This is a genomic window from Nanchangia anserum, from assembly GCF_015240065.1.
Taxonomy (GTDB): Bacteria; Actinomycetota; Actinomycetes; order Actinomycetales; family Actinomycetaceae; genus Nanchangia; species Nanchangia anserum.
Map to the genome: position 1 here is coordinate 1,145,582 of NZ_CP060506.1, position 24,688 is coordinate 1,170,269.

Consider the following 24,688-nt stretch of genomic DNA (forward strand, 5'->3'; position numbering starts at 1 on the left):
CGCTATGAGCGTTACACCGTCCGATCTTGCTCAACGCGCCCCGCTGGGAGACACCCGCCCCGGGCGCATCTCGCCGACTCGTCCCGTCCCGCCCGACATCGAGCGGCCCGAATACCTGTTCCACTCGGGCCCCGAGGTCGTCACAGCCGACGAGGTCAAGTCGCCCGAGACCATCGAGAAGATCCGCCGCGCGGGCACGCTCGCCGCCGATGCCCTGGCCGCGGTCGGTCGCGCCGTGCGCCCCGGCGTCACGACCGATGAACTCGACGCCATCGGCCACGACTACCTCGTCTCGCACGGCGCCTACCCGTCGTGCCTGGGCTACATGGGCTTCCCCAAGTCGCTGTGCACCTCGATCAACGAGGTCATCTGCCACGGCATCCCCGACGATCGCCCGCTGGCCGAGGGTGACATCGTCAACGTCGACATCACGGCCTACCTGGATGGCGTTCACGGCGACACGTGCGCGATGTTTGCCGTCGGCGAGATCGATCCGGAATCGGCCCAGCTCATCGACGTCACCCGTAAGGCGCTCGAGCGCGGCATTCGCGCCGTGCGTCCCGGTCGCCCGCTCAACGTCATCGGCCGCGTCATCTCGGCCTATGCCAAGCGGTTCTCGTACGGGGTCGTGCGCGATTTCACCGGCCACGGCGTCGGCGAGGCCTTCCACTCGGGGCTCATCGTGCCCCACTACGACACCCCGAGCGCCGACACGATCTTCACCGAGGGAATGGTCTTCACCATCGAGCCGATGCTCACGCTGGGTGGGATCGCATGGAACCAGTGGGACGACGGCTGGACGGTCGTCACCGCGGACCGCTCGCGCACGGCACAATTTGAGCACACCATCGTCGTAACGGCTGAAGGTGCCGAGATTCTTACGCTACCCTCGAGCCACAGCGTCGTATCAGACAACTAGCGAAGGAGCTTCCAATGCGCACCGCACTGGGAATCGATGTCGGCGGATCGGGCGTCAAGGGCGCCCTCGTTGATCTGGATAAGGGCGAGTTCGTCACCGAGCGCTTCCGCATCGAAACGCCGCAACCGGCGACTCCCGAGGCCGTCGCCGACGTCATCGGTCGCATCGTCGAGCACTTCGGCGTTGGCGACGACGCGCCGATCGGGGTGTGCTTCCCGGCTCCCCTGCCCGACGGCGTCGCCCCCTACATCGCCAATCTCGATCAGGCGTGGGCCGGCCTCAACGTCGCCGAGTTCATCGGCGAGCGCATCGGGCGCAGCGTCAGTGCGCTCAACGACGCCGACGCCGCCGGTCTGGCCGAGATGCGCCACGGTGTCGGGAAGACCCGCTCGAAGGGCGTCGTCTTGTTCACGACGCTGGGGACCGGCATCGGTTCGGCCCTCTTCATCGACGGGCGACTGGTGCCCAACACCGAGCTGGGACACTTGGAGATCGACGGCCACGATGCCGAATCGCGCGCGGCCGCGTCGGTGCGCAAGGCCAAGGATCTGTCGTGGCCGAAGTACATCAAGCGGTTGCAGCGCTACTACGAGGTCGTCGTCAACCTGTTTTCGCCGAGCCTCATCGTCGTCGGCGGTGGGATCTCGCGTAAGCACGACAAGTTCCTGCCCCACCTCAAGCTGCGCTGCGAGATCGTTCCTGCCGAGCTGCGCAACACCGCAGGCATCGTCGGCGCGGCCACCTTCGCCGCGGAGCAGAGCGAAAAGTAGAGGGAACGAGTCGGCCTGTAAGCCGGGTTCTGTCACCGCGTGCGCGGTGGACGGTCATCCCTCTACGACCGCCATTGCTGGAGGCCTGTAGCAACCTACCCGCGCCCGTCGGGCGGACAACCCTGGACGCTGCTTGGTCTTGCTCCCGGTGGGGTTTACCGTGCCACCCCAGTCACCTGGGGTGCGGTGGGCTCTTACCCCGCCTTTTCACCCTTACCCGAATGGGCGGTTTGTTTTCTGTGGCACTGTCCCGCGGGTCACCCCGGGTGGCCGTTAGCCACCACCGTGTCCTGTGGAGCCCGGACTTTCCTCGGCGGGGGCCTGCCCCGACGCGACCGTCCGGCCGACTCGTTCCGTGGGCGATCCTACTAGACTTTCCCTATGCTCATCGTCCTGCCCCCGTCAGCGGGCAAAACGCCGGGTCGCGGGCCCGCCCTCGACCTTGACGCCCTCGCCTATCCCCAGCTGGGTGAGCTGCGTCGACGCATCGTCACCGCCGTCGCCGATGCCGCTGCAAGACCCGATGCCCTGGACGTCTTCGGGGTCTCGCACCGCCTGGCCGATGAGGTGCGGCGATGATGACTCTGCCGAGTGCTCCAACCGGCTGCGCGGGCCACGTCATGAGTGGCGTCCTCTATCAGGCCGCCGGCTACGCGCAGGCCACGGTGGAGGACCTGCGCGCGCTGGACGAGGCCGTTCTCATCGTGTCCGATCTCTTCGGTTTTGTCCGCCTGTCGGATCCCATCCCCGCCTATCGCGCCTCGATGAGCACCCGGCTGGGATCGCTGGGCACGCTCGGCACCGCGTGGCGCACGCCGCTGCGCGACATCGTCTGTGCCGAGCCAGACGACCTCTTCGTGTCGTGTTGTTCAACGCCCTATCAGGCCGCCTGGGCGCCGACGGCGAAGGCGTGCGAGCGTGCGGGCCTGCGCATCCTCAGTGTGCGTCCCGTGGTCTCGACGCCCGAAGGGCTGGTCTCGATCTCGCACTGGGCGAAGCACTATCGCGGTCGCGTCGCGGCCATCCTCGGTCCGCGCGCTCGCGACCTCAACACTGCCGACGCGGTGGCTGAGACGATCGTCTCGGCAGGTGAGGCCGATATGATAGACGCGTTCATCGAGGGGTCCGGCCCGCTGGCCACGCTCACCCTCGTCATCGCTCACGAGTCCTAGTCGAGGAGTTCCGTGTCTGCCGCTTCCGGCTCGCAACCCACGCCCGGTCAGGTCCGTCGCCGCCTCATCGATCAATTGCCGTTTCGCCCCGCATGCACCCGCCTAGCCGTGCGCACGGCCGTGGCGATGTTGCTCGCCCAGGCGATATGTGGTGCGGCGTTGGCGCTCGGTGTCTCGGCCGGAAACGTTCGCCAACCGTTCCTCGAGCCCAGCGTCGCGACGTGGCGCGGGCTGTGCCAGGGCTTCAGCTCGGTCATGGGTGGCGGATTGTTCGGGCAGGGCCATGCGAGCACCGGCATCTTTGCGTGGGGCACGCTCGCCACCTGCGCGATCGGCTATGCCGTTGCCCTGCGCAGCCTGCGGCGCCAGCGGCTGCCGATGCTGCGCGACGTCGCGTCTACCCCGCTCCTGTGCGCAGCGATCGTCGCCGTCGTCAACGTCGTGGTGGCGCTCATCGGCGGGGCCGGATCGTTTGGCCCCTCAGGGTCACGAGCGTTTTTTATCAGTGCGATCTTTGCCGTCCTCGCCACGGCCGGCGCCTTTGTTCGAGCGAGCGCGGACTACGACACCTTCATGTGGCGCCACGTTCACAGGTTCCTGCGCGGGACGCGTCCCGCGCTCATCGCAGCGGCCTGGTTCTTCGGGGCGGGATCGCTCGTGACGGTCATTCTCGTGGCCATCGCTATCGCCTGCGGCCATCTGCCGCTGACGATAAGTGCGGCATCGGCGACGTCACTGGGACTGGCCGGGGCAAATCTCATCGCGGCTGTGCCGGTGACGTGGCTGGGCGGGGCCGTGACGATCGGCGGTGCGCCCATGGACCCGACGTCCGTTCACGCCGTCTCCCTCTATTCGTCGCTAGGGCTGGGCTACACGATCGCCGCGCTGGTTCTCGCCCTCGTCGTCTCGGCCGCGGCCTCGATTGCCCTGGTGATGGCGCGTCAGCGCCGCGCGAAGATCCGCCACATCCTCGCGACATTCGTTATCTGGCTGCTCATCGCGTCGTTCTTCCAGGCGCTCAGCTCGCTGCGTTGGGACGGCGAGTGGTCCCTCCACGTCCACCAATTCCTGCTGACGCGCGCGATCGTGTGGACGGTCATCGTCGAGCTGTTTGCCCGCTATGTCGCCCCGCTGCTCATCGCGTGGCTGCCGCCGCTGCGTCGACGCGCCGGTCACCTGCTCGACGAGCTAGCTCCAGAGCTGACGCACCCGGCGTCCGCCGACGACGTCGAGGTTGAGGTCATCGACGTCACATCGGCGTCTACTCGGTCGGCATCCGAACGAGAATGACGTCGTATTCCTCGGACTGAATGACGTCATCGGGGGCGGCAGCGCGCAGCTGCTCGGCCTCGGCGGGCGACAGGGCAATCGGCATGCCCTCGACCCGCTGACCATACACGGCGACAGCGCCGATCCCGCCGGTGAGCTCACGCACGGAGTCGTAGAGGGCGACGAGGTCCGCGTCGACGCCCTCGAGCGTCGTCGCCCGATTGGCTTCGAGGTGGCGCAGCTCGCTGTCGCAGCGCTCGACCTCGACCCCGGCGTCATCGCGCAGAGACTGCGCACGAGTACGCAGCTCCTCAAGCGTCGATGCCAGCTCGTTCGCCCGGGCCTCGTGGGATTCTTGCTGCTCGAGTAGCGCCAGCTGCTGCTCTTCGAGTTCGTCGATGCGTCGGGTGATGTGGGCGATCTCGTCTTCGAGTCCGGCGAGCTCGCGAGACGACGTCTCGGAACTATCGAGCCGGCCACGCTGAACGTCGAGGCGACGACGGACCTGAGACAGGTCGGTCTCGACGCGAGTGACCTCGCGCTGACAATCGGAGGCGGCGGTGGCGGCCTGGACGCGCTCGCGCGTGATCTCCTTGGCGCGCGCCGCGAGTTCGGCCAGCTGGGCCTCACCCTGGGCCTGGGCACGCTGGTGACGCACCTTCGTGATCTCACGGTCAATCTGTTGAACCTTGAGCAGAACGCGCTGGTCATCCACGGGGGCCTTCATCACTGTTCCTCCTTCGTCGACAGATGTCCGTGCCACGGTTCCGTCACACGGGTGGACGCGCACACGTCCAGGTTGAGGCCGCGTTCGCGAGCCGCTTCGCTAATTCTCTTCGCAGCCATCGCCACCCACGGCGACTCCGTCGCGTAGTGGCTGCCGATGACGAGCGCGGGTCCGCCGTCCTCGAGGTGCTCCGACGCCGGGTGGTGGCGCATGTCGGCTGTGACATAGGCGTCGACACCGGCCTCGCACACGTCGCCCAGCAGCGAGTCGCCGGCTCCCGGGGACACGGCAACGCGGCGCACGGCAGCATCCGGGTCACCGCTCCACGTCACGCCCGCCGGTCGACGGCAGCACCCGGGCGACTCGGGCGGCGAACTCGGCGAGCGAGCACGGCTCACGCAGCTCGCCGACGCGCCCGATCCCGACGCTCACATCGTCGTCGTTGGCAACGAGGGGAACCCGATTCTCGCTCATCCCCACCATGTCGGAGAGGATGTCGGCGACCCCGCCTGTCTGAGCGTCGGCATTCGTGTGTGCGTTCATGAGGGCGCAGCCGGAGCGGATGAGCTGATGGACGAGACGCCCCTTCGCCTGGGTCGTCGCCACCGAGTGCGTCGGGCGCAAATACAGCGGGTGATGGGTGAGGACGAAGTTCGCCCCGATGCTCCGGGCCTCCTCACCGATGGCACACACGGGATCGAGGGCGACGAGCACCCGCTCGACGCGGTCGTCCGGGTCACCGACGATCAACCCGACGCTGTCCCACGGCTCGGCCAGCTGGGGTGGATAGAGGTCGTCAATGAGCGCGACGACGTCGCCCACGCGGGCGCGCGCATACGTGGATGTCATGGCCTTACCCTACCTGGGCACCGGTTGCGGGGACGACGGTGGGCTTGGCCGGACTCGAACCGACGACATCTGCGGTGTAAACGCAGCGCTCTACCAACTGAGCTACAAGCCCCATCCCCCGCTAGCGCTTGGCTTTCGAGACGATGCGCGTGCCCGCCCACTGCGGCGCGACGACATCGGTCGAGGTCGCGTGCAGGCCGGCGGTGTGGGCCGCCTGCTCAATAGTACGGGTATCGACGTGGTGGGGCATTCCCGCTTTCGGAGTGAGAACCCAAATGACGCCACCGTCGTCCAGGTTGGCCATGGCATCCATAAACAGGTCGGCCAGATCGTCGCTATCGCCGTCATCGCCGCGCCACCACACGAGCGCGCCATCGGACAGCGACGTGTAGTCCTCATCTTCGAGATCTTCGCCTGTGTCATCCATCACGGCCTGGCGGAGGGGCTCATCGACGTCGCTATCCCACCCGAATTCCTGGATGATTTGGCCCGCGCCAAAACCCAGCGACTTGGCGGGCGCGGAGGTGTGTTGCCTTTCTTCGCTCTCAACCACGTCCCCAACCTACCCGAGGAAGTCGACACGGCGAAAGTGACGCGCTATCCACGTTTTGCCGCCGCGCTCTGTCGACATCATCTGGCACTTCGTGGGAAGATTAGGGCGATTAAAGGTGACCTTAAGCCCAGGACACACGCAATCTTGTGGTGTATGCACCGCCGTTACCTACAAGGAGATGGACTACATCGTGAGTGAAGACCCGAAGGATCACAAGCTCGTTAACGGCCTCGTCCAGACCGGTCCCGACACCGACCCCGAGGAGACTCAGGACTGGTTGGATTCGTTGCACCAGCTCATTGACGAGCGTGGGCGCGACCGCGCCAGCCACGTTCTCGTCTCCATGCTGGATGCCGCGGGTCGCTCTAACGTGGCGGTTCCGACCAACCTCACGACGCCGTACACGAACACCATTTCGGCCGAACACGAACCGCACTTCCCCGGCGACGAGGCCATGGAACGTCAGTACCGGCGTTGGATTCGGTGGAACGCGGCCGTCCAGGTGACGCGCGCCCAACGCGAGGGCGTCAAGGTCGGCGGGCACATCTCGTCCTACGCGTCGGTGTCGACGCTGTACGAGGTGGGCTTCAACCACTTCTTCAAGGGCAAGTCGCACCCCTCGGGCGGCGACCACATCTTCTTCCAGGGACACGCCTCGCCGGGCATCTACGCCCGCGCCTTCCTCGAGGGGCGCCTGAGCGAAGAGGACATGGACGGCTTCCGCCAGGAGGTCTCGACCGAGCACGGTCTGCCCTCCTACCCCCACCCGCGCCGCATGCCCGAGTTCTGGGAATACCCCACCGTGTCGATGGGTCTGGGCCCCGCCGAGGCCATCTATCAGGCGTGGTTTGACAAGTACCTTCACCTGCGCGGCATCACCGACACATCTGGTCAACACACGTGGGCGTTCCTCGGTGACGGCGAAATGGACGAGCCCGAGTCGCGCGGCATGCTTCAGCTCGCGGCCTCGCAAAAGCTCGACAACCTCACGTTCGTCGTCAACTGCAACCTCCAGCGCCTTGACGGCCCCGTTCGCGGGAACGGCCAGATCATTCAGGAGCTCGAGGCCTTCTTCCGCGGCGCCGGCTGGAACGTCATCAAGGTCATTTGGGGTCGCGGCTGGGACAAGCTGCTGGCCCAGGACCACGATCACGCGCTGGCGAATCTCATGGGCGACACCCTCGACGGCGACTACCAGACCTTTAAGGCCAACGATGGGGCGTACGTGCGCGAGCACTTCTTCGGTCGCGACCCGCGCACGGCCAAGATGGTCGAGGACTGGAGCGACGACGAGATCTGGAACCTGCGCCGCGGTGGCCACGACTACCGCAAGGTCTACGCCGCCTACAAGGCCGCGACCGAGCACAAGGGCCGCCCGACCGTCATCCTCGCCCACACGATCAAGGGCTACATGCTGGGCACGCACTTCGCCGGGCGCAACGCGACCCACCAGATGAAGAAGCTCACGCTGGAAGACCTCAAGGGCCTGCGCGACGTGTTGCAGATCCCCATTTCGGACGAGCAGCTGGAAGCCAACCCGAAGATGCCGCCCTACTACCGCCCCGACGATTCGGATCCGGCGATGCGTTACCTCATGGAGAAGCGCACCCAGCTCGGCGGCTTCTTGCCCTCGCGTCCGAAGGAGCACGACCGCGCGCTGACGCTGCCCGGTGACAAGACGTATAGGGCGCTGGCCAAGGGCTCGGGCAAGCAGAAGGTCGCGACGACGATGGCGCTCGTTCGCCAGCTCAAGGACCTGCTGCGCGACAAGGAGATCGGTCACCGCATCGTCCCGATCGTTCCCGACGAGGCGCGCACGTTCGGCATGGACGCCATGTTCCCGTCGAACAAGATCTTCAACACTCAGGGCATGAACTACACGGCCGTCGACCACGACCTCATGCTCCACTACACCGAGTCCGAGAAGGGCCAGCTGCTGCACACCGGCATCAACGAGGCCGGTTCGGCCGCCGCATTGCAGGTGGCGGGGACGTCGTACATGACGCACAACGAGCCGATGATCCCCTTCTACTTCTTCTACTCGATGTTCGGTTTCCAGCGCACGGGCGATCAGTTCTGGGCGGCTGGCGACCAGCTGGCGCGCGGCTTCGTCATCGGCGCGACGGCAGGGCGCACGACGCTGACGGGCGAGGGCCTCCAGCACGCCGACGGCCACTCCCCGATCATCGCGGCGACGAACGACGCCTTCGTCCAGTACGACCCGGCCTACGGCTACGAGATCCGCCACATCGTGCGCGACGGCTTGCAGCGCATGTACGGCGAGCCCGATGGGCGCGACCGCGACGTCATGTACTACCTGACGGTCTACAACGAGCCGATCGTTCAGCCGGCAGAGCCCGAGGACGTCGATGTCGAGGGCATCCTCAAGGGCATGCACTGCATCGCCAAGCCTCGCGGCGAAGAGGGCCGCCCCGTCGCCCAGCTGCTTGCGTCGGGCGTGGCCGTGCCGTGGGCGCTGGAGGCGCGCGAGCTGCTGTGGAACGACTGGGGTATCGACGCCCAGGTGTGGTCGTGACGTCGTGGCACGAGTTGCGTCGCGACGGCCTGGCCGCGGACCGCAAGAACCTGCTGAACTCCGAGGAGGGCTACCACACCTCCTTCGTCCAGGATCGCCTGGCCGGCCTCGAGGGTCCGTTCATCGCGACGTCTGACTACGACCACCTGGTTCCCGACATGATCCGCCAGTGGATCCCCGGCTACTACCTGACGCTGGGGGCCGACGGGTTCGGATTCTCCGACACCCGCGCGGCCGCGCGTCGTCACTTCCTCATCGACTCGCACTCGATGGTGGTCAAGACGCTGCAAGCGCTGGCCGATATGGGACGCATCGATCGGTCCTACATCGCCAAGGCCGTCGAGAAGTACGACCTGACGAACCCGAACGCGGGCACGTCGGGCGAGAACTAGTCGACACATGGTGGGGCGGGTGCGCGCCCGCCCCACCGGGAGACATTGAGGCGGTGGACTCCGTTGGGGGTCCACCGCCTCGGTCGTATGCGCGAGCGTTGTGCCTACCGCGTCAGGGCATCGGCGAGGTCGCCAAGCGTGACCGCTGCGTCGACGTCGGCGTCGATCGCGCGGGTCTTCAGCCGGTGCTCACACGCGGTGATGACGCAGTAGCGCAGCAGCGTGTCCATGTCGAGGTCCTCGACGAGGCGCAGCGACCGGGTGAGTTCGCCGGTGCTCGACGTGCAGTGCTCGGTGACCGCCTCGCACAGGGCCTCCCACGCCGGCGCGTCGTCGACCTCGCGCGCAGATTCGCCGCTTCCCGCCTCGCTCATCTGGCTATCGGTCAGCGCGGCGAGCTTCGCCAACTGCTCGGGATCGAGCGCCATCAGCCGACCTTGTGGAGCCAGCGCACGGGTGCGCCCGTGCCGGCGTAGCGGAACGTCTCGAGTTCCTCGTCCCACGCGGCGCCAACCGCGAGGGCGAGGATCTGGTGGATCTCGTCGATGTCGTCGCTCTCCAGTGCGGCGCGCACGCGTTCCTCGGGAATGACGACGTTGCCGAGCACGTCGGTTTGGGCGTGGAAGATCCCGAGGTCGGGCGTCGACGACCATCGGCCGCCGTCCGTTTGTGCCGTGGCGTCTTCCGTAACCTCGTAGCGCAGGTGTTCCCATCCGCGCAGGGCAGAGGCCAGACGCGCGCCCGACCCCGTGGGGCCCACCCACGACAGCTCCGAGCGGAAGGTCTCGGCCTGGGCGGGCTGGGGTGTCCACTCCATCGTCAGGCGCTGGTCAAGGACGGTTTGGGCTGCCCACTCGATGTGAGGGCACAGGGCGCGCGGGCATGAGTGCACGAAAAGGACACCGCGGGTGTAGTCCCTGCTCATCAGTCGCTCCCATCTGTTGAGGATCGTCTTCCCCTACGTCCTCGTGGGCGCTGCGAACACAACGGTGTACGGCAAGTTTAGCGCGGACGCGCGTGACAGGCTAGGCAGCATATCCCACCGGTGGCACCCATGCTCGATAGTTACCATCACCACATGCCGTTCCGCCATACCCTGTACTCAGCTGTAGTAACCTGACCTTAATCGTTCAGCCCGCTACGACTCTCGGGTCGCAGACGGGCTGGATTTCTATCGACGTCGAGGAAGTGAGCACGTGGGCAGTGTCAAGCAGCCGACGTCACTCGCACAACAACTCGAGATCCTAAAATCCCGAGGCATGCTCATCGATGAACCCCTTGCTCGACAATGGCTCTCGAGCGTCTCCTATTACCGGCTCTCCGGTTACTGGTACACATACCGCATCCTCCCGACTCCACATGACCGACGGCAACCGAAGCGTCTCGATGAATTCATCCCAGGAACGACCTTCTCTGAGGTGGCCGCTCTCTACGAGTTCGATCGCAAGTTACGAACCTACATCCATGACGGAATGGAGCGCATCGAGGTAGCCATGCGAACTCGTATTGGTGAGCTCCTCGTCGCCAAGGGAGCGCTAGCCTATAGGGACTCATCACTTTTTCGTGACGACTTTGACCATAAGTCATGGCTCCTCACGGCTCATCGCAGAGTTGAACGTGCCCGCAAACGTAACCAAGCCATCGCTCACTACGCGGCCCACTACGACGACTACCCCTTCTGGGTACTTGCAGACGTCCTCGACTTCTCCGACATCTCGCGGCTCTACGACGGCTTGCACATTGACGACCAGCGTTCCATCTCTACAAGCTACGGATTTATCGTTGACCCCACGCGTTTGACTGCGAAGCAGAAGCGCAGGTACTACCGTCGAGATCCCCTGGCAGGTTGGCTGGAACAACTCACCGTGCTTCGAAACACCTGTGCGCATCACGGACGCGTGTGGAACAGACATCTGACACCAGCCTCCTGCAACGCGTTCAGCACGATAGAAGACCTCTCGTCATTACCACGCCACCAAAGCGATCAACTCTACGGAGCCCTGCTCGTGATGGCCTTTATGCTCAACACAATTTCCCCAGGAACGTCCTGGCATCACAAACTCCGTCAACTCATCAATACTGAATTCTTGCAGTTGCCGGGTCGCAACCCCGAAGAGATGGGATTTCCCTCAGACTGGCAGCAACTCCCAGTCTGGAGAAACGCCTCCAGTTAATCCCTTATCTCAAAGGGACATCCGCACCCAACGGCGTTACGGTTCGGAGGCTCCCCTGGCGTCGAACCGAGTTTCCGTCTATGCTGCCTGCGACTGGAGTCCCGGACAAGCGGAGTCTCCGCGACGGTTGCCGCCTGCTCGCTGGCTCAACTGTGCGTGCTGGCTCGGTGCACTCCTCCTCCTCGTCTTCCTGAGGCGCCCGTATCCCCGCTACGTGCCGATTGTCGTGCACTTACAGGGCATTGCTGACCGGGTTGGCGAAAGCTTTCAGGTCTTCCCACGAATCCGCGCGTGCGGTGTCCTGCTCGTAGGCGATGAGATAGCCCCAGTGCTGCCCGGCGTAGGCGTCCTCGGCAACTAGACGACGCACCAATGCTTCGGCGGCTTTGCGCTTGGCCTGCACTTTGGCGTCGTCGACGTGGACGGAGTTGACTTCGGCGCTTTCTCGATCCTCTGCCCGGAGTTTCTTGCCTAGGGCGGCGATGATCTCTTTGCGCAGCAGCACGTCCCCGGCAGAGGTGACCCGGCGAGCCGCATGTTCGGCGTCCCAGTCGAAAAACACGGCATCAACACCGAACTACGTCAGAAAGGCAAGATCGCCACGCTGGCCTGCGATTACAACAGCTCCGTCGGAGTATTGAAAGCCATGGGCGCCCTGCGCATGGGGCTGGCCGGACACGAACTGAACCCCAACATGGACGCCTGGCGGACCACGAACCCCAACATCGTGCAGCTCTGGGCCGACGTCGAGCAGGCCGCGATCGATGCCATCAGCACCCGCCAAGCGATCCGGCTACGCAACCTCGTCTTCAGCGTCGAGTCCGGAATTCTCTTCATCGAACTGCCCTCGGGCAGACGGCTCGCCTACGTGAAGCCCCAGCTGGGTGAGAACAGGTGGGGCGGCGCGTCCATCACCTACAGCGGTGTCACTACCGGACGAAAATGGGGCCGGCTGGAAATCTACGGCGGGAAACTCGTCGAAAACATCGTCCAAGCCACAGCCCGCGACCTCCCCGCCCACGCCATGACACTCGTCGCAGACGCCGGGCACCAGATTGTCATGCACGTCCACGACGAAATCGTCATCGATGAATCCCCTAGCCTCTGGCTTCACCGTCGCCGACGCCTGCGCCTTCATGGCCGCCTCACCCGACTGGGCAGACGGACTGCCGCTGGATGCCAACGGGTACAAATGCTCGTACTACCGCAAGGACTGATTCTCTACTTCCTGATGGATCGTCTTGGTCATAATGATTTCGACTTCAAACCCTGCGAAGGTCACTCGCTGACAAAGACCTGCCCATTCTCCGGGATGCCTTCAAGTACCCGGTTCGTTGCCTTCCGTGTAGTAAATCGTTCGTCGAAACTAGTGGTCAACTCGGCGTCGGGCCACTGGAACGGCACGCCCGCAGCAGCTGATGGATTCGCTCTATCCATCAGCTGGAAGTGCAAGTGTGGCTCACTCGTATTTCCCGTATTCCCCACGGAGGCGATTACCGTGCCTGCTTCTACTTGTTCACCGAGTTGTACGTTGAGGGATCCTTCTTTGAGGTGCGCATACACGGCGAAGGAACCGTCCCCGTGGTCGATGGTGATGTGGTTGCCGAGCACGAAGCGTGAACCGCCAAGCTCGCGGCATATTGCCTCGATCGTCATCATGTAGATGATTCCTGACCACGTGGATCGTGCTGCATGGTCGCGGAGTCTGGACTCGAGTGACACGACGACGCCGTTTTGGCGCACACCACGTCTGCTCCGAAGCTTAGATAGTCGGATGGCTGGGCTTGTCGAAGTCCCCACCCGAGTTTCACAGGCGGCTCATTCTCGCGAGCCTGAACCAGGTCAATGGCGAAGGCTTGCCCGAGGGATCTCACGCTGTGGCTGGGTACGCGAGTGCCAGGACTATTCAGTGCCACCCAACGTCCGCGAACCGGTATGCCGACTGATCGTGGCCTCTCACCGTCCGCGCGGGGAGACGGAAATAAGTTCACGACTAAGAGGACAAGCACAAACGGGGACATGTGAACAGGGAACGCAAGGGCAATCACAAGCCCCACGACGAACAGTCGGAAGAACCACGTCTTGTGCGATGCAATGAATCTCATCGGTGTTCACCTGCCAGAATCGCCACGAGGAGCGGCACCCGTCGCGGTGCGGGTATTTGATGCGCGCCGCCCGCCTTGGTCGTGAGCCATCCGGCTGCAGTGAGTGCGCGCAGGTGGTGGTAGACCTGCCCAACCGAGCCGACGCCGTCCAACTCAGCGAGTTCCTTAGCCGTGCTTCGCCCGCGAATAACCGCTTGGAGAATGCGAAGGCGCACTGGATGGGCTAAGGCCGACAGGCATTCGGCTGCTTGTGACCAGTCCGATTCGAGAAGGTCATCGACGTCTGCATCCTGCTGCCAGGAGGCTGCAGCGCCCTCTGGGGCAACGACGTTGCCCACTATCATGACCGCACCAGAGCCCTGGGATCGTGCTTTTAACCACTCCAACGCCCATATGTTGTCGTCATGATTCTGAGCCAGCGCGCCCACTCGAACCTGGGGTGGTTCTTCTATGCGGTCAGATTCTAGCTTTTCCACACGCCGAGCCAAGGCGTCAATTTTTGCAGACAAGCTCTCCAACGGGTCAACCATGCACCTAGGTTACCAATATTGCGGATTTCCGTAAAATCGAACTGGAGCGAGTGTGGCCGCTGCTGCAACGACGGACCGTTACGCTGGCGGTCACCTCGAGACATTGATACTCCGGGATGACGAACTCAAAATCGCCGCTGGTGAGCAACTTGCCAACGCTGATCTCTGCCGCGTGCGGGTCTCGCAGCAGCGCGGATCAGAGGGGTCAACCCAGGTGTAACCGTACTTGTCCGTCTCGGTGGGGAATGAGAGCCTTGTCCGTGTCTTACCAGGTGAGCTGGAGGCGTTGCGCGGTCATCTCGTCGGTCTCATCCTTCGTGTCAGTGCGAACGTCCTCGGAGACATCCGCGATGGCGCCGTCATGCAGGCGGCCGACGCTCAGCAGGGCTGTCGCTTCGGATCGTAGCACCTCGAGGGAGCTCATCGCGGAGGTTTACCGCACGATCCTTGGCTGGCCTTCTGCTTCCCGAGACTATCCCCGCGCCCGCTATTGTGGTGTTCATGCTTAAGCCGCTACAGGTAGGCGACGAATGCCGCGTCGACGGTTTCCTTGCTCACAGCGGCTGGGAGGCACACCTTACCGATGGCTTTGAACCGCCCGAGTTTCCGGCAGCCGTCCCGCATATCGTCGCCGTTGGTTCCCCTACCCTGTGGGAAGACGTCGTTCCCGGGCTCCGCTACACTGTGCTCGGAACCTGGGACGGGCAGGTCGTCAGGGCACGAGAGTGCCACGAGGCCCCCACCCACGACCTGTTTACGGTGCCACCGGCCAACGTTGTCGAGGCAACCGCACCGGATACCTCGCAGCAGGACTGGGATCTTCCGCGCTTGGTTACCTGCGCGGGCAGCTTCACACGGCAGACAGACGACGCACTCATCTCTCATACGACGCTCACTCGGTGGACGCCTGAGGCCGAGGCCATCCTCGATCGCGACGACGTCGCGGTCGCTGTTCTCTGCGGCCATCCCGACGATCCGTTTCCCTCCACATATCCGCCCTACGATCCCTATGCGGAGGCGACACCCCAACGCGAGCTTGCCGTGGGTGACGCCGCGCTTGCCTGTGGTTTCCTCGTGACCTCCGGAACCGATACGTGGGTCACCGGGCACTGGGCCGATCCGCCGACAACCGGGATCCGGCTTGCCTCGCCCTGGCACCGTTTCCAGAATCTCTCCCCCACGTGTCCCCGTGCCCTCTACGGCACCTGGGCGAGAGACCACCTGGCCGACGACGGGCAAGCCCTCATCCCGACCTACCAGGACTACCGCTATCGCGACCGCACCACCCTGGTCCCGCGCTACCGGGCCGGGGTCGAGGATCACGATCCGGCCCGGCCCCTCGCGGTTCTCGTCGGGTATCCCACCGACAGGTTCGTGTGGCACCGCAACACGCCGCCGCTCTAGCCCTCACGGACCGGGTCGAACTCCGAAGCCCTACAGGCCTTGCTTGCGCAGCTCGGCCATCGCCTTCTTGCGGTACTTCTTGCTCAACCGATCCAGGTAGAGGTGGCCGTCGAGGTGGTCGCACTCGTGCTGAATGCAGCGCCCCATGAGCTCCTCGCCCTCAACGATCTTCTTCTTGCCGTCCAGGTCGATGCCCTCGGCGCGCGCGTACCACCCGCGCTCAGTCGGGAAAAACAGTCCCGGCACGCTCAGGCACCCCTCGTCGCCGTCCTGATACTCGTCCTCGCTGACCTCGACGAGAACGGGGTTGAGGATGTAGTCGATCTCGCCATCAATGTTCCACGAAAACGCCCGCAGACTGACTCCGATCTGGTTGGCAGCCAGTCCTGCACGCCCCCCTCGTCGTCAACGGTCTCGAGCAGATCCTCCACCAGCTGCTTGACGGCGGCGTCGATCTCGGTGATCGGTTCACACGCCGTGCGCAGGACCGGGTCGCCAATGATGCGAATGTCGCGATAAGCCACGGTTCACTCCCCCACGTATCCGGCCACGAGCTCGACCACGTCACCGACGGCGACGTCCTGCTTGTCGCCACTGCGGCGACCGCGCACTTCGACCAGCCCGTCGGCCAGCCCACGGCCAACGACGATCGCATACGGCATCCCCAGCAGCTCGGCATCGGCAAACTTCACCCCCCGATACTTTCTTGCGGTCATCGAACAGGACATCAACGCCGCGCTCGGACAGCTCCTCGGCGATGGCTCGGGCCGCGTTCAGCCCCTCCTCGGACTTGCCCATCGAGGCAACGTAGACGTGGAACGGCGCGATGTTGACGGGCCATGCCAGCCCCTTGTCGTCATGATTGGCCTCGGCGAGAGCCGCCATGACGCGCGAGACCCCGATGCCGTAGGAGCCCATCGTGACGACCTGGCTCTTGCCATTCTGGTCGAGCACCTTCAGGTCGAGGGCCTTCGCGTACTTGCGGCCCAGCTGGAAGATGTGGCCGATCTCGATGCCGCGTGCCGTGCGCAGCGGACCCGAGCCGTCGGGGGCCGGGTCACCGTCGACGATCTCGGCGGCTTCAATCGTCCCGTCGACGCGGAAGTCGCGCCCGGCGACGAGGTGGTAGAGGTGATGCCCTTCCTTGCCGGCGCCGGCAATCCACTCGGTGCCCTCGACGACGCGCGGGTCCACGAGCGAGCGCGGCGAGCCGCTGATCGTGCCGTCCTCACCGACGACGCGATCGGGGTGGTCGGGGCCCGCGCACGTCGGCCCTGTGAAGCCGGGAACGATCGACGGATAGGCCTTGAGGTCCTCTTCGGTCGCCATCTCGACCTCGAGTCCGAGCGAGGCCTCCAAGCGCTTCATGTCGACGTCGCGATCGCCGGGGACGCCGACGAGGATGACCTCGCGGTGCCCGTCGGGGTGGATCGCCGCGACCATGAACGCCTTCAGCGTGTCCGCCGCCGTCCACTCACGCCCGTCCTCACGCGGGAAGTTCGCGTTTGAGTACTCGACGAGCGAGGCGATCGTATGCGCATCAGGCGTGTAGCGCATCTCGGCGGCCGGGATGTCGTCGTACGGCTTGGTCTCGGGCGCAACCGTCGTCACCGCCTCGGCATTGGCCGCATATCCGCCATCGGAGACGACGAACGTGTCCTCGCCGATGTCGCACGGGAACAGGAATTCCTCACTGCGCGAGCCGCCCATCGCCCCGGACATCGCCTGGCAGATGACGAAGGGCAGCCCCAGCCGGCTGAAGATCTTCTGGTAGGCCTGCCGTTGCAGCTCGTAGGAGCGATCCAGCCCCTCGTCGTCGACGTCGAACGAGTAGGCGTCCTTCATGCAGAACTCGCGGCCGCGGATGATCCCGGCGCGCGGGCGCGCTTCGTCGCGGTACTTCGTCTGAATCTGATAGAGCATGCTCGGCAGATCCTTGTACGAGGAGTACAGGTCCTTGACCAGGAGCGTGAACATCTCCTCGTGCGTGGGCGCGAGCAGGTAGTCGTTGTCACGGCGATCCTTCAGGCGGAACAGGTTATCGCCGTATTCCTCCCAACGGTTCGTCGCCTGGTAGGGCTCCGCTGGCAGCAGCGCGGGGAACTCCACCTCGTCGCAGCCGATCGCGTCCATCTCCTCGCGCACGACCTGGGCGACCTTGCGCAGCGTGCGCAGCCCCAGCGGCATCCACGTGTAGATCCCCGGAGCAGCTCGGCGAACGTAGCCGGCGCGAACCAGGAGCTTGTGGCTGGCGACCTCGGCGTCGGCCGGGTCCTCGCGCAGCGTCCGGACAAAATATGTCGACATCGTCTTCAGCACGGTGTCCACTCTAATGCAGAACGCGCGCGAGGCCGGGCGCGGACCGTTTACTTGGCGCCGGGGGCAAACGCCTGAACGTCTGGCGAGCCGGTGCCCTCCTCCAGGCCCATGCGTTCGGCGAGTGCGTGGGCTTCCTCGATGAGGGTGGGCACGATGTCGTCTTCGGGAACGGTCTTGATGACCTTGCCCTTGATGAAGATCTGGCCCTTGCCGTTGCCCGAGGCCACGCCGAGATCGGCCTCGCGCGCCTCGCCGGGGCCGTTGACGACGCAACCCATGACGGCGACGCGCAACGGCACGGTGATGGCGTCTTTGAGGGCGTCCGTCACCGAGTTCGCCAGCGTATAGACGTCCACCTGGGCGCGCCCGCAGCTGGGGCACGAGACGATCTCGAGGGTCTTCTCGCGCAGGCCCAGCGACTGCAAGATCGCGATGCCGACCTTGACCTCCTCGACCGGATCGGCCGAGAGCGACACGCGGATCGTGTCGCCAATCCCCTGGCGCAGCAGCGCGCCGAAGGCCGTCGCCGACTTGATCGTGCCCTGGAAGGCCGGACCGGCCTCGGTCACGCCGAGGTGCAGCGGCCAATCCCCGCGTTCGGCCAGCAACTCGTAGGCACGAATCATGACGACGGGGTCGTGGTGCTTCACCGAGATCTTAAAGTCGTGGAAATCGTGTTCCTCGAACAGCGAGGCCTCCCACACGGCCGACTCGGCCAGGGCCTCGGGCGTCGCCTTGCCGTACTTCTTCAGCAGGCGCGGGTCCAGCGAGCCGGCGTTGACACCGATGCGTAGCGACGTTTCGTGGTCTTTCGCCGCCTTGACGATGTCGGCGATCTGGTCGTCGAACTTGCGGATGTTGCCGGGATTGACGCGCACGGCCGCGCAACCGGCCTCGATGGCCTTGAAGACGTAACGCGGCTGAAAGTGGATATCGGCGATGACGGGAATCGTGGACTTGCGCGCGATCGGGGCCAAAGCCTCGGCGTCGTCGGCACTGGGGCACGCGACGCGGACGATGTCGCAGCCCGCCGCCGTCAGTTCCGCGATCTGTTGAAGGGTGGCGCCGATGTCGGTCGTCTTCGTCGTGCACATCGATTGAACGGAAATCGGCGCGTCGCCCCCGACCCACAGGTCGCCTACGCGAATTTTGCGGGTGCGCCGGCGGGCGAACGGCGCGGTCTTGACGTCGGGCATCCCCAGATCAACAGAGTCACTCACGGTCCCAGTATGGCGCAGAACCGGCCGACGTGGCGATTTCTAGCCCAGGTGTACGGGATTGACGATGTCGGCGGCAACGAGGACGAGCGTCATCACGATGAGCAGACCCCATACGACCATGACGAGCGGCATCATGCGGGCGGTGTCGACGGCACCGGGATCGGAAACACCACGCACCCGCGCCCAGCCGCGGCGCAGGCCTTCATAGAGAGCTCCGACGATGTGACCGCCGTCAAGGGGCAACAGCGGAATGAGGTTGAACACGAACAGCGCCATGTTCAGCGACCCCATAAGCGACAGCAGCGAGGCTGCACGGTCGCCCAGCGTGATCGCGGCGCCCGGCGCCGACGTGATTTCGCCCGACACCCGAGCCACGCCGACGACGCTCATGACCGAGGCCCGGTCGCGCTCGTGCCCCGTCACGAGATCGCGCACGGTCCCCCACACCTGTTGAGGCAGGCGGACGACGACTGCCGCCGTGCCCCAGAATGTCTGAGACACCGCCGACGAGATCTCCCCAACGCCGCCGCGGTGACGTGCCAACTCAGACGTCACGCCGACGACCGGCGCGCCATCGACGAGGCGTGGCGTCACGGTGACCTCGAGCTGCGTGCCGTCACGCTCGATGACGACGCGCGACGTCGTCTCACCACTGGCGGCGATTTGCTCGCGCACGTCGTCCCACGTACGCGTGGGGTGCCCAGCCCACGCAATGACGCGGTCCCCGGGGCGCAGACCAGCCGCGTGGGCAGGCCCGGTGAGTTCGGCCTCCGGGCACGTCGTCGCCTCGGTGAGGCACGGCGCAACCCGCGCGAGCGTCGTCGTCGGCTGCTGGTAGCCGATCCCGCCGATGGCGACGCCCAAGCAGATGACCGATAAGACGAGGTTGACGACGGGACCACCGAACATGACGATGGCCTTTCGCCACCACGCGAGTTCTGTGAAGGCGACCCCGGGCGTACGCGACTGCTCAAGCTCCTCGAGGGCACTAAGACGCGCGTCCTGAGCCATCGTCGGCTTGAGGGCCTCGATCTCGGCCGCGTCGAGGGCGTCTGCCTCGGCCTGGGTGTAGCGTTTACCGGTCGAGTCCTTATAGACGACGGTGCCCGGGCTGGCCTTTCGGTACATGCCCAAAATCGTGACGAAACCGCCGAGCAGAATCGCTTTGATGCCGTATTCGGTGCCGCGGTACGTGCGCGACCACAGCGTCGGCCCGAAGCCGACCATGTAGCGCGAGACGCGCGCGCCGAAATGCTTGGCCGGGAGCAGGTGACCGAGTTCGTGCAGGGCGACCGAGACGATCAGCCCGACAATCATGACGACGATGCCAAGCGCGTACGACATGGATCAGCCTCGGCCTTTCACGACCTCGCCGGCCCGCAGGCGCGCCCACTCTTGGACGGCCTCGATGTCGTCGAGGCTCGGCTCGGCGATGCCGTCGTGGGCCGCCGTGATCTCGCCGAGGGTATCGACGATCGCCAGGTAGGGCAGCTTGCCAGCAAGGAAGGCGTCGACGAGGACCTCGTTAGCGGCGTTGAAGACGGCCGGGTGAGTTGCCGAGGCAGCGACACAGCCACGCGCGATCTCGATCGCCGGGAATGTGTCGGCGTCAATCGGCTCGAACTCCCACAACTGAGCGTGGGTGAAGTCCAGGGGCGTAGAGACGGTGTCGAGGCGGCGCGGCCACGTCAGCCCTAGCGCGATCGGCAGCTTCATATCGGGCGGACTCGCCTGGGCGATCGTCGCGCCGTCTCGCCACGTCACGGCCGAATGGACGATCGACTGGGGATGACACACCGGCTGAACCTGATCGGGAGCGACGTCGAAGAGGAGCACGGCCTCGATGAGTTCGAGGGCCTTGTTGACGAGCGTCGAGGAGTTGATCGTCACGACCGGTCCCATCGACCACGTCGGATGATTGAGCGCCTGCTCGGGAGTCACAGCGGCCAGGTCGGAACGGGACTTACCGCGGAACGGCCCTCCGGAGGCAGTGAGGATGATCTGGGCCAGCTCCGACTCCCCCGTCGTCGCCGTCGCACACATGCCGCGGTTGTGGATCCCGCTGGCGAGCGCCTGGGCGATCGCCGAATGCTCGGAGTCGACGGGAACGACCTGGGCGGGACGCTGTTGGGCGCGGGTGACGAGGGAACCGCCGGCGACAAGCGACTCCTTGTTAGCCAGGGCGAGGGTGGCACCCGATTTCAGCGCGGCGAGCGTCGCACGCAGCCCGACGGCCCCCGTAATGCCGTTGAGCACGCACGCATCCGGGAAGCTCCCGCACGCCTCGACGACGCCGTCGGCACCCGCGAGAACCTGGGTGGCGACCCCGGCGTCCGCCAATGTGTCACTGACCCGCCGAGCAGCCGCCTCGTCGGCAACCGCCGCCGCATCTGGGCGATAACGGACAATCTGGGCGACAAAGCTGTCGACCGAGCCACCGCCGCAGGCAAGACCGCGCACGCGGAAGTGGCCGGGGTGGTCATCGATGACCTGGAGCGCCTGGGTTCCGATCGAGCCGGTCGAGCCGGCGATGACGACGTCGCGCATCATTCGACGGCGGTCAGCACTTCGATCGCCCGCGCGAGGAAGGCGTCGACAACGCCCTCGTCGTAGGCATCTTTACCGCGCGCAGACGAGAAGGTCTGGTAGCGGACCTCGTCGGCCGTCATCTCGCCACCGTCTTCAAAGAATGTCGACAGCCGATCGAGGAAGTCGTCGACCTCGCTAATGCGGTAGCCGCGACCGTTGGCCTGACGGAATCGCTTACCGCGGGGGCGGATCAGGCGCCCGTACAGCGTCGTCGCGCGATCGGCGACCATGGCCAACCAGTCGTTTTGTCCCTTGGCGGCGACGTTCTCGGCACGCTCTTGACGCACAAAGGCCGTCTCGAGGCGATCGAGCGCGAGATCGACCTCCTGGGTCACGTATCCGCCGCGCACCTGATGGAACGCGGCACGGCGGACGTCGGCGGCGCGAAGGGGTTCGGCCCCGGGTTCGCGCTCGTAGGCGGCACGCGCCGCCTGAAAGAACTCGTCCACCTCGGCCGGGTCATACCCGCGCGTAAACCGCCCCGCTGACGAGAACGACCGAGTCGCGCTCATGCACGTGCCTCCTTCTTCCGCTGATTCGCCACAGCCGTGGCCAGCTGGCCACACGCCCCGTCGATGTCGGAGCCGCGCGTGTCGCGTATCGTCGTCGTGATTCCCTCGCCCCTCAGCGTATCGACAAATTCGTTTTGCGCCCGTGACGAACTCGCCGTCCAGATCGATCCGGGCGTGGGATTGAGCGGGATGGGATTGACGTGCGCCCAGCCGCGCCCGCGCTCGTTGAGCTTGTCGGCGAGGAGTTTCGCGCGCCACGCGTGATCGTTCATATCGCGAATGAGGGCGTACTCGATGGACACGCGCCGGCCCGTCGCCTCGAAATAGGCGCGCGCGGCGTCGAGGAGTTCGTCAACCTTCCACCGCGAATTGATGGGAATGAGGTCGTCGCGCAGCTGATCGTCGGGGGCATGCAGCGACACGGCGAGTCGAACGGGCAGTCCTTCGCGCGAGAGCTTGGTGATCGCCGGGACGAGGCCCACGGTCGACACCGTGATCGAGCGTGCCGACATGCCGAAGCCTTCGGGACACGGTGCCGTGAATCGGCGGATCGCCGTCATGATGGCCTTGTAGTTGGCCATCGGTTCGCCCATGCCCATGAAGACGATGTTGCTCAACCGCGTCGGTCCGCCACCGACCTCGCCGTCGCGACACCTCGCGTGGGCATCGCGGACCTGCTCGACGATTTCCGCCGCCGAGAGGTTACGCGTCAACCCCATCTGACCGGTCGCACAAAACGGGCACGCCATCCCGCACCCGGCCTGAGAGGACACACACAGCGTCGTGCGCTCGGGATAGCGCATGAGGACGGACTCGACGCGGGCACCGTCGAAGAGCGACCACAGGGTCTTCAGCGTCATTCCCCGATCGGCCTGCTGGGTGAGCACCTCCGTCGTCAGCTTCGGCAGCAGTTGGCGTACCTGATCGCGCTGGGATGGCGCGATGTCACTCATCGCGTCGACGTCGGTGAGGAAATGATCGAAGTAGTGGCGCGACACCTGGTCAGCGCGAAACGGCTTGAGGCCGAGCTCGCCCGCCCACTCCTTGCGCTCCGACAGATCCAGGTCAGCGAGGTGACGCGGCGGTTTACCCCGCCGGGCCGGGGCAAAGGACAGCCGCGGTTTCGCGTCGGGATGCGTCGCGCCCTCGGGGGGCTGGTCGGTGGGCAAGACCTGTTTCGCCATGGCTCACCACCCTAGTGCCAGCGAGAACACCATGTAGTACGCGGGCACCGTCATGACGAGGGAGTCGAGGCGATCCATGATGCCGCCGTGACCGGGCAGCAGCGTCCCCATGTCTTTCAGCCCCATGTCGCGCTTGATGAGGGACTCGCCAAGATCGCCGATCGTCGCCAGCATGGGCGAGACAATGCCGAGGCAGACGCCGACCCACAGGGGGCCGCCGAGCAGATGCATTCCCGCCGCAACGACGAGAACCGACATGACGAGGGAGCCGAGGAAGCCCTCCCACGACTTCGACGGCGACACGCTGGGGGCCATCGGATGACGCCCGAGCAGCACCCCGGCGACGTAGCCGCCGATGTCGTTGCTGATTGTGCCGAGGATAAAGAGGATGATCGGCCACGGTCCCCCGCGGACCTCCATGAGGACGACGAACGCCGCTTGCAGGGGCAGATAGGTCGCCGCGAACGCGGTGACGAGGACATCGCGCAGCGCGCGCAATCCCCCGCCGTCCATGAGCCGCCAAAACACCGAGGCAAGGATGGTGAGGAACAAGGCGACGAGCATCGCCTCGCACCCGAGCTGCCACGCACACACGAGGATGCCGAGCGCACCGACCCACAGTGGGGGCAGCGCAAACCGCGATGTCGGCGCGCGCGCACGCGCCCGCGAATTCCCACAGGGCCAGCGCGATAACGACGGCGACGAAACCGACAAAGAACGGTTGAGGCAGGAAGACGAAAATTGCGGCGATGCACCCGAGAGCGACGCCGATCGCGATCGCCCACGGCAGGTTGCGCCCCGCCCGGCCCGTTGCCGGCGGGGGCACCTTGTTTTGTGTTGGCGGCGGCGAGACGAGCCTGCTGGCCCGCTCGCTCAACCGCCCGGTATGAGTAGGCACGATCGCCTTAGATCTCCATGAGCTCGCGCTCTTTGGCCTCAAGGATGTCGTCGATCTGCTCGACGTGGCGGCGCGTGGCCGCGTCGACGTCTTTCTCGGCGCGCTCGACCTCGTCCTCGCCCGCGTCGCCGTCCTTCTTGATGCGACCGAGCTCGTCCATGGCCTTCCGACGAATACCGCGCACCGAGATGCGGCCCTCCTCGGCCTTCTGACCGGCCATCTTGACGTAGTCGCGGCGGCGTTCCTCGGTCAGCGCCGGTAGCGTCACGCGGATGACGTTGCCGTCGTCGGTGGGGTTGACGCCGAGATCGGATTCCTGAATGGCGCGGATGATGTCGGAGGTCGCCGAGCGGTCGAACGGCGAGATGAGAACGGTGCGAGCCTCGGGGATCGTGATCGAGGCGAGCTGCTGGAGCGGCGTCGGCGCGCCGTAATAGTCAACGTTGATTCCGGTGAACAGGGCCGGGTTGGCGCGGCCGGTGCGAATCGCGGCGAATTCCTCGCGGCAGTGCTCAACGGCCTTGTCCATCTTCTGCGTGGTCTCTTCCAAGACGAGGTCGATCACG

26 protein-coding genes, 1 tRNA gene, 1 other RNA gene and 4 pseudogenes are annotated in these 24,688 nt (G+C 65.4%); 10 read left to right on the forward strand and 22 right to left on the reverse strand.

The window, feature by feature from the left end; genetic code table 11:
- Nucleotides 1–4: 4 nt before the first annotated feature.
- On the forward strand, nucleotides 5–919 hold the full coding sequence (map, locus tag H8R18_RS05305; RefSeq protein WP_191071045.1) for a type I methionyl aminopeptidase: 915 nt from the start codon (nucleotides 5–7) through the stop codon (nucleotides 917–919).
- Between the two features lie 14 nt (nucleotides 920–933).
- Entirely contained in the window at nucleotides 934–1,689 is a 756-nt protein-coding gene (gene ppgK, locus H8R18_RS05310; protein ID WP_191071046.1) for a polyphosphate--glucose phosphotransferase, read from the forward strand.
- A 2-nt stretch (nucleotides 1,690–1,691) separates the two neighbouring features.
- On the opposite strand, the gene rnpB is transcribed toward ppgK, so the two are convergent.
- Nucleotides 1,692–2,040: RNase P RNA component class A (rnpB, locus tag H8R18_RS05315), an RNA gene on the reverse strand.
- 30 nt (nucleotides 2,041–2,070) lie between these two features.
- On the opposite strand from rnpB, the gene H8R18_RS05320 reads away from it, so the two are divergent.
- From H8R18_RS05320 to H8R18_RS05330, 3 genes are read left to right on the forward strand one after another with little or no spacing between them, the layout of a single operon-like run.
- Nucleotides 2,071–2,268 carry a YaaA family protein gene (locus H8R18_RS05320; protein WP_194189184.1) on the forward strand — a complete coding sequence of 66 codons (198 nt, stop codon included), beginning with the start codon at nucleotides 2,071–2,073 and terminating at the stop codon, nucleotides 2,266–2,268.
- On the forward strand, nucleotides 2,265–2,861 hold the full coding sequence (gene yaaA / locus H8R18_RS05325) for a peroxide stress protein YaaA (RefSeq protein ID WP_194189185.1): 597 nt from the start codon (nucleotides 2,265–2,267) through the stop codon (nucleotides 2,859–2,861). The genes H8R18_RS05320 and yaaA overlap by 4 nt, the downstream gene beginning before the upstream one ends.
- Before the next feature lie 12 nt (nucleotides 2,862–2,873).
- On the forward strand, nucleotides 2,874–4,151 hold the full coding sequence (locus tag H8R18_RS05330; protein ID WP_191071048.1) for a hypothetical protein: 1,278 nt from the start codon (nucleotides 2,874–2,876) through the stop codon (nucleotides 4,149–4,151).
- On the opposite strand, the gene H8R18_RS05335 is transcribed toward H8R18_RS05330, so the two are convergent.
- The 5 genes from H8R18_RS05335 to H8R18_RS05350 all read right to left on the reverse strand — a co-directional run bounded on the left by H8R18_RS05335 (nucleotide 4,123) and on the right by H8R18_RS05350 (nucleotide 6,259).
- Entirely contained in the window at nucleotides 4,123–4,857 is a 735-nt protein-coding gene (locus tag H8R18_RS05335) for a zinc ribbon domain-containing protein (protein WP_191071049.1), read from the reverse strand. The two genes, H8R18_RS05330 and H8R18_RS05335, sit on opposite strands and share 29 nt — an antisense overlap.
- A complete protein-coding gene (locus H8R18_RS09765; RefSeq protein WP_338089186.1) occupies nucleotides 4,857–5,189 on the reverse strand; it encodes a Nif3-like dinuclear metal center hexameric protein in 333 nt (110 codons plus the stop codon). The genes H8R18_RS05335 and H8R18_RS09765 overlap by 1 nt, the downstream gene beginning before the upstream one ends.
- Nucleotides 5,173–5,706, reverse strand: a complete 534-nt coding sequence (locus tag H8R18_RS09770; RefSeq protein WP_338089187.1) for a Nif3-like dinuclear metal center hexameric protein — start codon at nucleotides 5,704–5,706, stop codon at nucleotides 5,173–5,175. The genes H8R18_RS09765 and H8R18_RS09770 overlap by 17 nt, the downstream gene beginning before the upstream one ends.
- Nucleotides 5,707–5,745: 39 nt before the next feature.
- Nucleotides 5,746–5,818: transfer RNA gene (locus H8R18_RS05345), tRNA-Val, on the reverse strand.
- A gap of 9 nt (nucleotides 5,819–5,827) precedes the next feature.
- Complete coding sequence (locus tag H8R18_RS05350) at nucleotides 5,828–6,259, reverse strand: DUF3052 domain-containing protein (RefSeq protein ID WP_191071051.1); 432 nt, start codon at nucleotides 6,257–6,259, stop codon at nucleotides 5,828–5,830.
- A 178-nt stretch (nucleotides 6,260–6,437) separates the two neighbouring features.
- Here H8R18_RS05350 and aceE point away from each other — a divergent pair.
- Nucleotides 6,438–9,187 (forward strand): annotated as a pseudogene (gene aceE / locus H8R18_RS05355) (pyruvate dehydrogenase (acetyl-transferring), homodimeric type).
- Nucleotides 9,188–9,291: 104 nt separating this feature from the next.
- Here aceE and H8R18_RS05360 read toward each other — a convergent pair.
- Together H8R18_RS05360 and H8R18_RS05365 are read right to left on the reverse strand one after the other, a co-directional pair.
- A complete protein-coding gene (locus tag H8R18_RS05360; protein WP_191071053.1) occupies nucleotides 9,292–9,615 on the reverse strand; it encodes a hypothetical protein in 324 nt (107 codons plus the stop codon).
- Entirely contained in the window at nucleotides 9,615–10,112 is a 498-nt protein-coding gene (locus H8R18_RS05365; protein ID WP_191071054.1) for a DUF3145 domain-containing protein, read from the reverse strand. Before H8R18_RS05365 ends, H8R18_RS05360 begins: the two co-directional genes overlap by 1 nt.
- A gap of 334 nt (nucleotides 10,113–10,446) precedes the next feature.
- Here H8R18_RS05365 and H8R18_RS05370 point away from each other — a divergent pair, with 334 nt between their 5' ends.
- Nucleotides 10,447–11,361: an Abi family protein gene (locus H8R18_RS05370; RefSeq protein WP_223875090.1), complete on the forward strand. Its 915-nt coding sequence runs from the start codon at nucleotides 10,447–10,449 to the stop codon at nucleotides 11,359–11,361.
- Nucleotides 11,362–11,593: 232 nt separating this feature from the next.
- Here H8R18_RS05370 and H8R18_RS09240 read toward each other — a convergent pair.
- Nucleotides 11,594–11,776: pseudogene (locus H8R18_RS09240) on the reverse strand (hypothetical protein); the annotation flags it as partial.
- A gap of 378 nt (nucleotides 11,777–12,154) precedes the next feature.
- Nucleotides 12,155–12,433, reverse strand: a complete 279-nt coding sequence (locus H8R18_RS10060) for a hypothetical protein (RefSeq protein WP_227712763.1) — start codon at nucleotides 12,431–12,433, stop codon at nucleotides 12,155–12,157.
- Between the two features lie 16 nt (nucleotides 12,434–12,449).
- On the opposite strand from H8R18_RS10060, the gene H8R18_RS10065 reads away from it, so the two are divergent.
- Nucleotides 12,450–12,578 carry a hypothetical protein gene (locus H8R18_RS10065; RefSeq protein WP_476703740.1) on the forward strand — a complete coding sequence of 43 codons (129 nt, stop codon included), beginning with the start codon at nucleotides 12,450–12,452 and terminating at the stop codon, nucleotides 12,576–12,578.
- A 61-nt stretch (nucleotides 12,579–12,639) separates the two neighbouring features.
- On the opposite strand, the gene H8R18_RS09970 is transcribed toward H8R18_RS10065, so the two are convergent.
- From H8R18_RS09970 to H8R18_RS05395, 3 genes are all read right to left on the reverse strand, one after another.
- Entirely contained in the window at nucleotides 12,640–13,020 is a 381-nt protein-coding gene (locus H8R18_RS09970) for a M23 family metallopeptidase (protein ID WP_191071056.1), read from the reverse strand.
- Between the two features lie 442 nt (nucleotides 13,021–13,462).
- Nucleotides 13,463–13,996 (reverse strand): ArsR/SmtB family transcription factor, encoded by a 534-nt coding sequence (locus tag H8R18_RS05390; RefSeq protein WP_223875092.1) that lies wholly within the window; start codon nucleotides 13,994–13,996, stop codon nucleotides 13,463–13,465.
- A 265-nt stretch (nucleotides 13,997–14,261) separates the two neighbouring features.
- Nucleotides 14,262–14,420 (reverse strand): hypothetical protein, encoded by a 159-nt coding sequence (locus tag H8R18_RS05395; RefSeq protein ID WP_191071057.1) that lies wholly within the window; start codon nucleotides 14,418–14,420, stop codon nucleotides 14,262–14,264.
- A 77-nt stretch (nucleotides 14,421–14,497) separates the two neighbouring features.
- Between H8R18_RS05395 and H8R18_RS05400 the strand changes: the two genes are divergently transcribed.
- Complete coding sequence (locus tag H8R18_RS05400; protein WP_191071058.1) at nucleotides 14,498–15,400, forward strand: hypothetical protein; 903 nt, start codon at nucleotides 14,498–14,500, stop codon at nucleotides 15,398–15,400.
- Between the two features lie 30 nt (nucleotides 15,401–15,430).
- Here the strand turns inward: H8R18_RS05400 and def are convergent.
- The 8 genes and pseudogenes from def to H8R18_RS09775 all read right to left on the reverse strand — a co-directional run bounded on the left by def (nucleotide 15,431) and on the right by H8R18_RS09775 (nucleotide 23,788).
- A pseudogene (gene def / locus H8R18_RS05405) lies at nucleotides 15,431–15,924 on the reverse strand (peptide deformylase).
- Nucleotides 15,925–15,927: 3 nt separating this feature from the next.
- A pseudogene (locus tag H8R18_RS05410) lies at nucleotides 15,928–17,719 on the reverse strand (proline--tRNA ligase).
- 47 nt (nucleotides 17,720–17,766) lie between these two features.
- Entirely contained in the window at nucleotides 17,767–18,915 is a 1,149-nt protein-coding gene (gene ispG / locus H8R18_RS05415) for a flavodoxin-dependent (E)-4-hydroxy-3-methylbut-2-enyl-diphosphate synthase (RefSeq protein WP_191071951.1), read from the reverse strand.
- Nucleotides 18,916–18,978: 63 nt separating this feature from the next.
- Complete coding sequence (locus H8R18_RS05420; RefSeq protein ID WP_191071061.1) at nucleotides 18,979–20,283, reverse strand: M50 family metallopeptidase; 1,305 nt, start codon at nucleotides 20,281–20,283, stop codon at nucleotides 18,979–18,981.
- Between the two features lie 3 nt (nucleotides 20,284–20,286).
- Nucleotides 20,287–21,489 carry a 1-deoxy-D-xylulose-5-phosphate reductoisomerase gene (gene dxr, locus H8R18_RS05425; protein WP_191071062.1) on the reverse strand — a complete coding sequence of 401 codons (1,203 nt, stop codon included), beginning with the start codon at nucleotides 21,487–21,489 and terminating at the stop codon, nucleotides 20,287–20,289.
- Entirely contained in the window at nucleotides 21,486–22,040 is a 555-nt protein-coding gene (locus H8R18_RS05430) for a DivIVA domain-containing protein (RefSeq protein WP_191071063.1), read from the reverse strand. Before H8R18_RS05430 ends, dxr begins: the two co-directional genes overlap by 4 nt.
- Nucleotides 22,037–23,224 (reverse strand): dual-specificity RNA methyltransferase RlmN, encoded by a 1,188-nt coding sequence (gene rlmN, locus H8R18_RS05435; protein WP_191071064.1) that lies wholly within the window; start codon nucleotides 23,222–23,224, stop codon nucleotides 22,037–22,039. The genes H8R18_RS05430 and rlmN overlap by 4 nt, the downstream gene beginning before the upstream one ends.
- 3 nt (nucleotides 23,225–23,227) lie before the next feature.
- Nucleotides 23,228–23,788 carry a phosphatidate cytidylyltransferase gene (locus H8R18_RS09775; RefSeq protein ID WP_338089188.1) on the reverse strand — a complete coding sequence of 187 codons (561 nt, stop codon included), beginning with the start codon at nucleotides 23,786–23,788 and terminating at the stop codon, nucleotides 23,228–23,230.
- A 185-nt stretch (nucleotides 23,789–23,973) separates the two neighbouring features.
- On the opposite strand from H8R18_RS09775, the gene H8R18_RS09780 reads away from it, so the two are divergent.
- Nucleotides 23,974–24,114 (forward strand): hypothetical protein, encoded by a 141-nt coding sequence (locus H8R18_RS09780; RefSeq protein ID WP_338089189.1) that lies wholly within the window; start codon nucleotides 23,974–23,976, stop codon nucleotides 24,112–24,114.
- Nucleotides 24,115–24,129: 15 nt separating this feature from the next.
- On the opposite strand, the gene frr is transcribed toward H8R18_RS09780, so the two are convergent.
- Complete coding sequence (gene frr / locus H8R18_RS05445; protein ID WP_191071065.1) at nucleotides 24,130–24,687, reverse strand: ribosome recycling factor; 558 nt, start codon at nucleotides 24,685–24,687, stop codon at nucleotides 24,130–24,132.
- Between the last annotated feature and the right edge of the window lies 1 nt (nucleotide 24,688).

Coding starts and splice junctions, on each gene's coding strand:
- map (WP_191071045.1), top strand. CDS start 5: ATGAGCGTTACACCGTCCGATCTTGCTCAACGCGCCCCGCTGGGAGAC.
- ppgK (WP_191071046.1), top strand. CDS start 934: ATGCGCACCGCACTGGGAATCGATGTCGGCGGATCGGGCGTCAAGGGC.
- H8R18_RS05320 (WP_194189184.1), top strand. CDS start 2,071: ATGCTCATCGTCCTGCCCCCGTCAGCGGGCAAAACGCCGGGTCGCGGG.
- yaaA (WP_194189185.1), top strand. CDS start 2,265: ATGATGACTCTGCCGAGTGCTCCAACCGGCTGCGCGGGCCACGTCATG.
- H8R18_RS05335 (WP_191071049.1), bottom strand. CDS start 4,857: ATGAAGGCCCCCGTGGATGACCAGCGCGTTCTGCTCAAGGTTCAACAG.
- H8R18_RS09770 (WP_338089187.1), bottom strand. CDS start 5,706: ATGACATCCACGTATGCGCGCGCCCGCGTGGGCGACGTCGTCGCGCTC.
- H8R18_RS05360 (WP_191071053.1), bottom strand. CDS start 9,615: ATGGCGCTCGATCCCGAGCAGTTGGCGAAGCTCGCCGCGCTGACCGAT.
- H8R18_RS05365 (WP_191071054.1), bottom strand. CDS start 10,112: ATGAGCAGGGACTACACCCGCGGTGTCCTTTTCGTGCACTCATGCCCG.
- H8R18_RS05370 (WP_223875090.1), top strand. CDS start 10,447: ATGCTCATCGATGAACCCCTTGCTCGACAATGGCTCTCGAGCGTCTCC.
- H8R18_RS10065 (WP_476703740.1), top strand. CDS start 12,450: ATGAATCCCCTAGCCTCTGGCTTCACCGTCGCCGACGCCTGCGCCTTC.
- H8R18_RS09970 (WP_191071056.1), bottom strand. CDS start 13,020: ATGATGACGATCGAGGCAATATGCCGCGAGCTTGGCGGTTCACGCTTC.
- H8R18_RS05390 (WP_223875092.1), bottom strand. CDS start 13,996: ATGGTTGACCCGTTGGAGAGCTTGTCTGCAAAAATTGACGCCTTGGCT.
- H8R18_RS05395 (WP_191071057.1), bottom strand. CDS start 14,420: ATGAGCTCCCTCGAGGTGCTACGATCCGAAGCGACAGCCCTGCTGAGC.
- H8R18_RS05400 (WP_191071058.1), top strand. CDS start 14,498: ATGCTTAAGCCGCTACAGGTAGGCGACGAATGCCGCGTCGACGGTTTC.
- ispG (WP_191071951.1), bottom strand. CDS start 18,915: ATGCCCGACGTCAAGACCGCGCCGTTCGCCCGCCGGCGCACCCGCAAA.
- H8R18_RS05420 (WP_191071061.1), bottom strand. CDS start 20,283: ATGTCGTACGCGCTTGGCATCGTCGTCATGATTGTCGGGCTGATCGTC.
- dxr (WP_191071062.1), bottom strand. CDS start 21,489: ATGATGCGCGACGTCGTCATCGCCGGCTCGACCGGCTCGATCGGAACC.
- H8R18_RS05430 (WP_191071063.1), bottom strand. CDS start 22,040: ATGAGCGCGACTCGGTCGTTCTCGTCAGCGGGGCGGTTTACGCGCGGG.
- rlmN (WP_191071064.1), bottom strand. CDS start 23,224: ATGGCGAAACAGGTCTTGCCCACCGACCAGCCCCCCGAGGGCGCGACG.
- H8R18_RS09775 (WP_338089188.1), bottom strand. CDS start 23,788: ATGCTCGTCGCCTTGTTCCTCACCATCCTTGCCTCGGTGTTTTGGCGG.
- H8R18_RS09780 (WP_338089189.1), top strand. CDS start 23,974: ATGCACCCGAGAGCGACGCCGATCGCGATCGCCCACGGCAGGTTGCGC.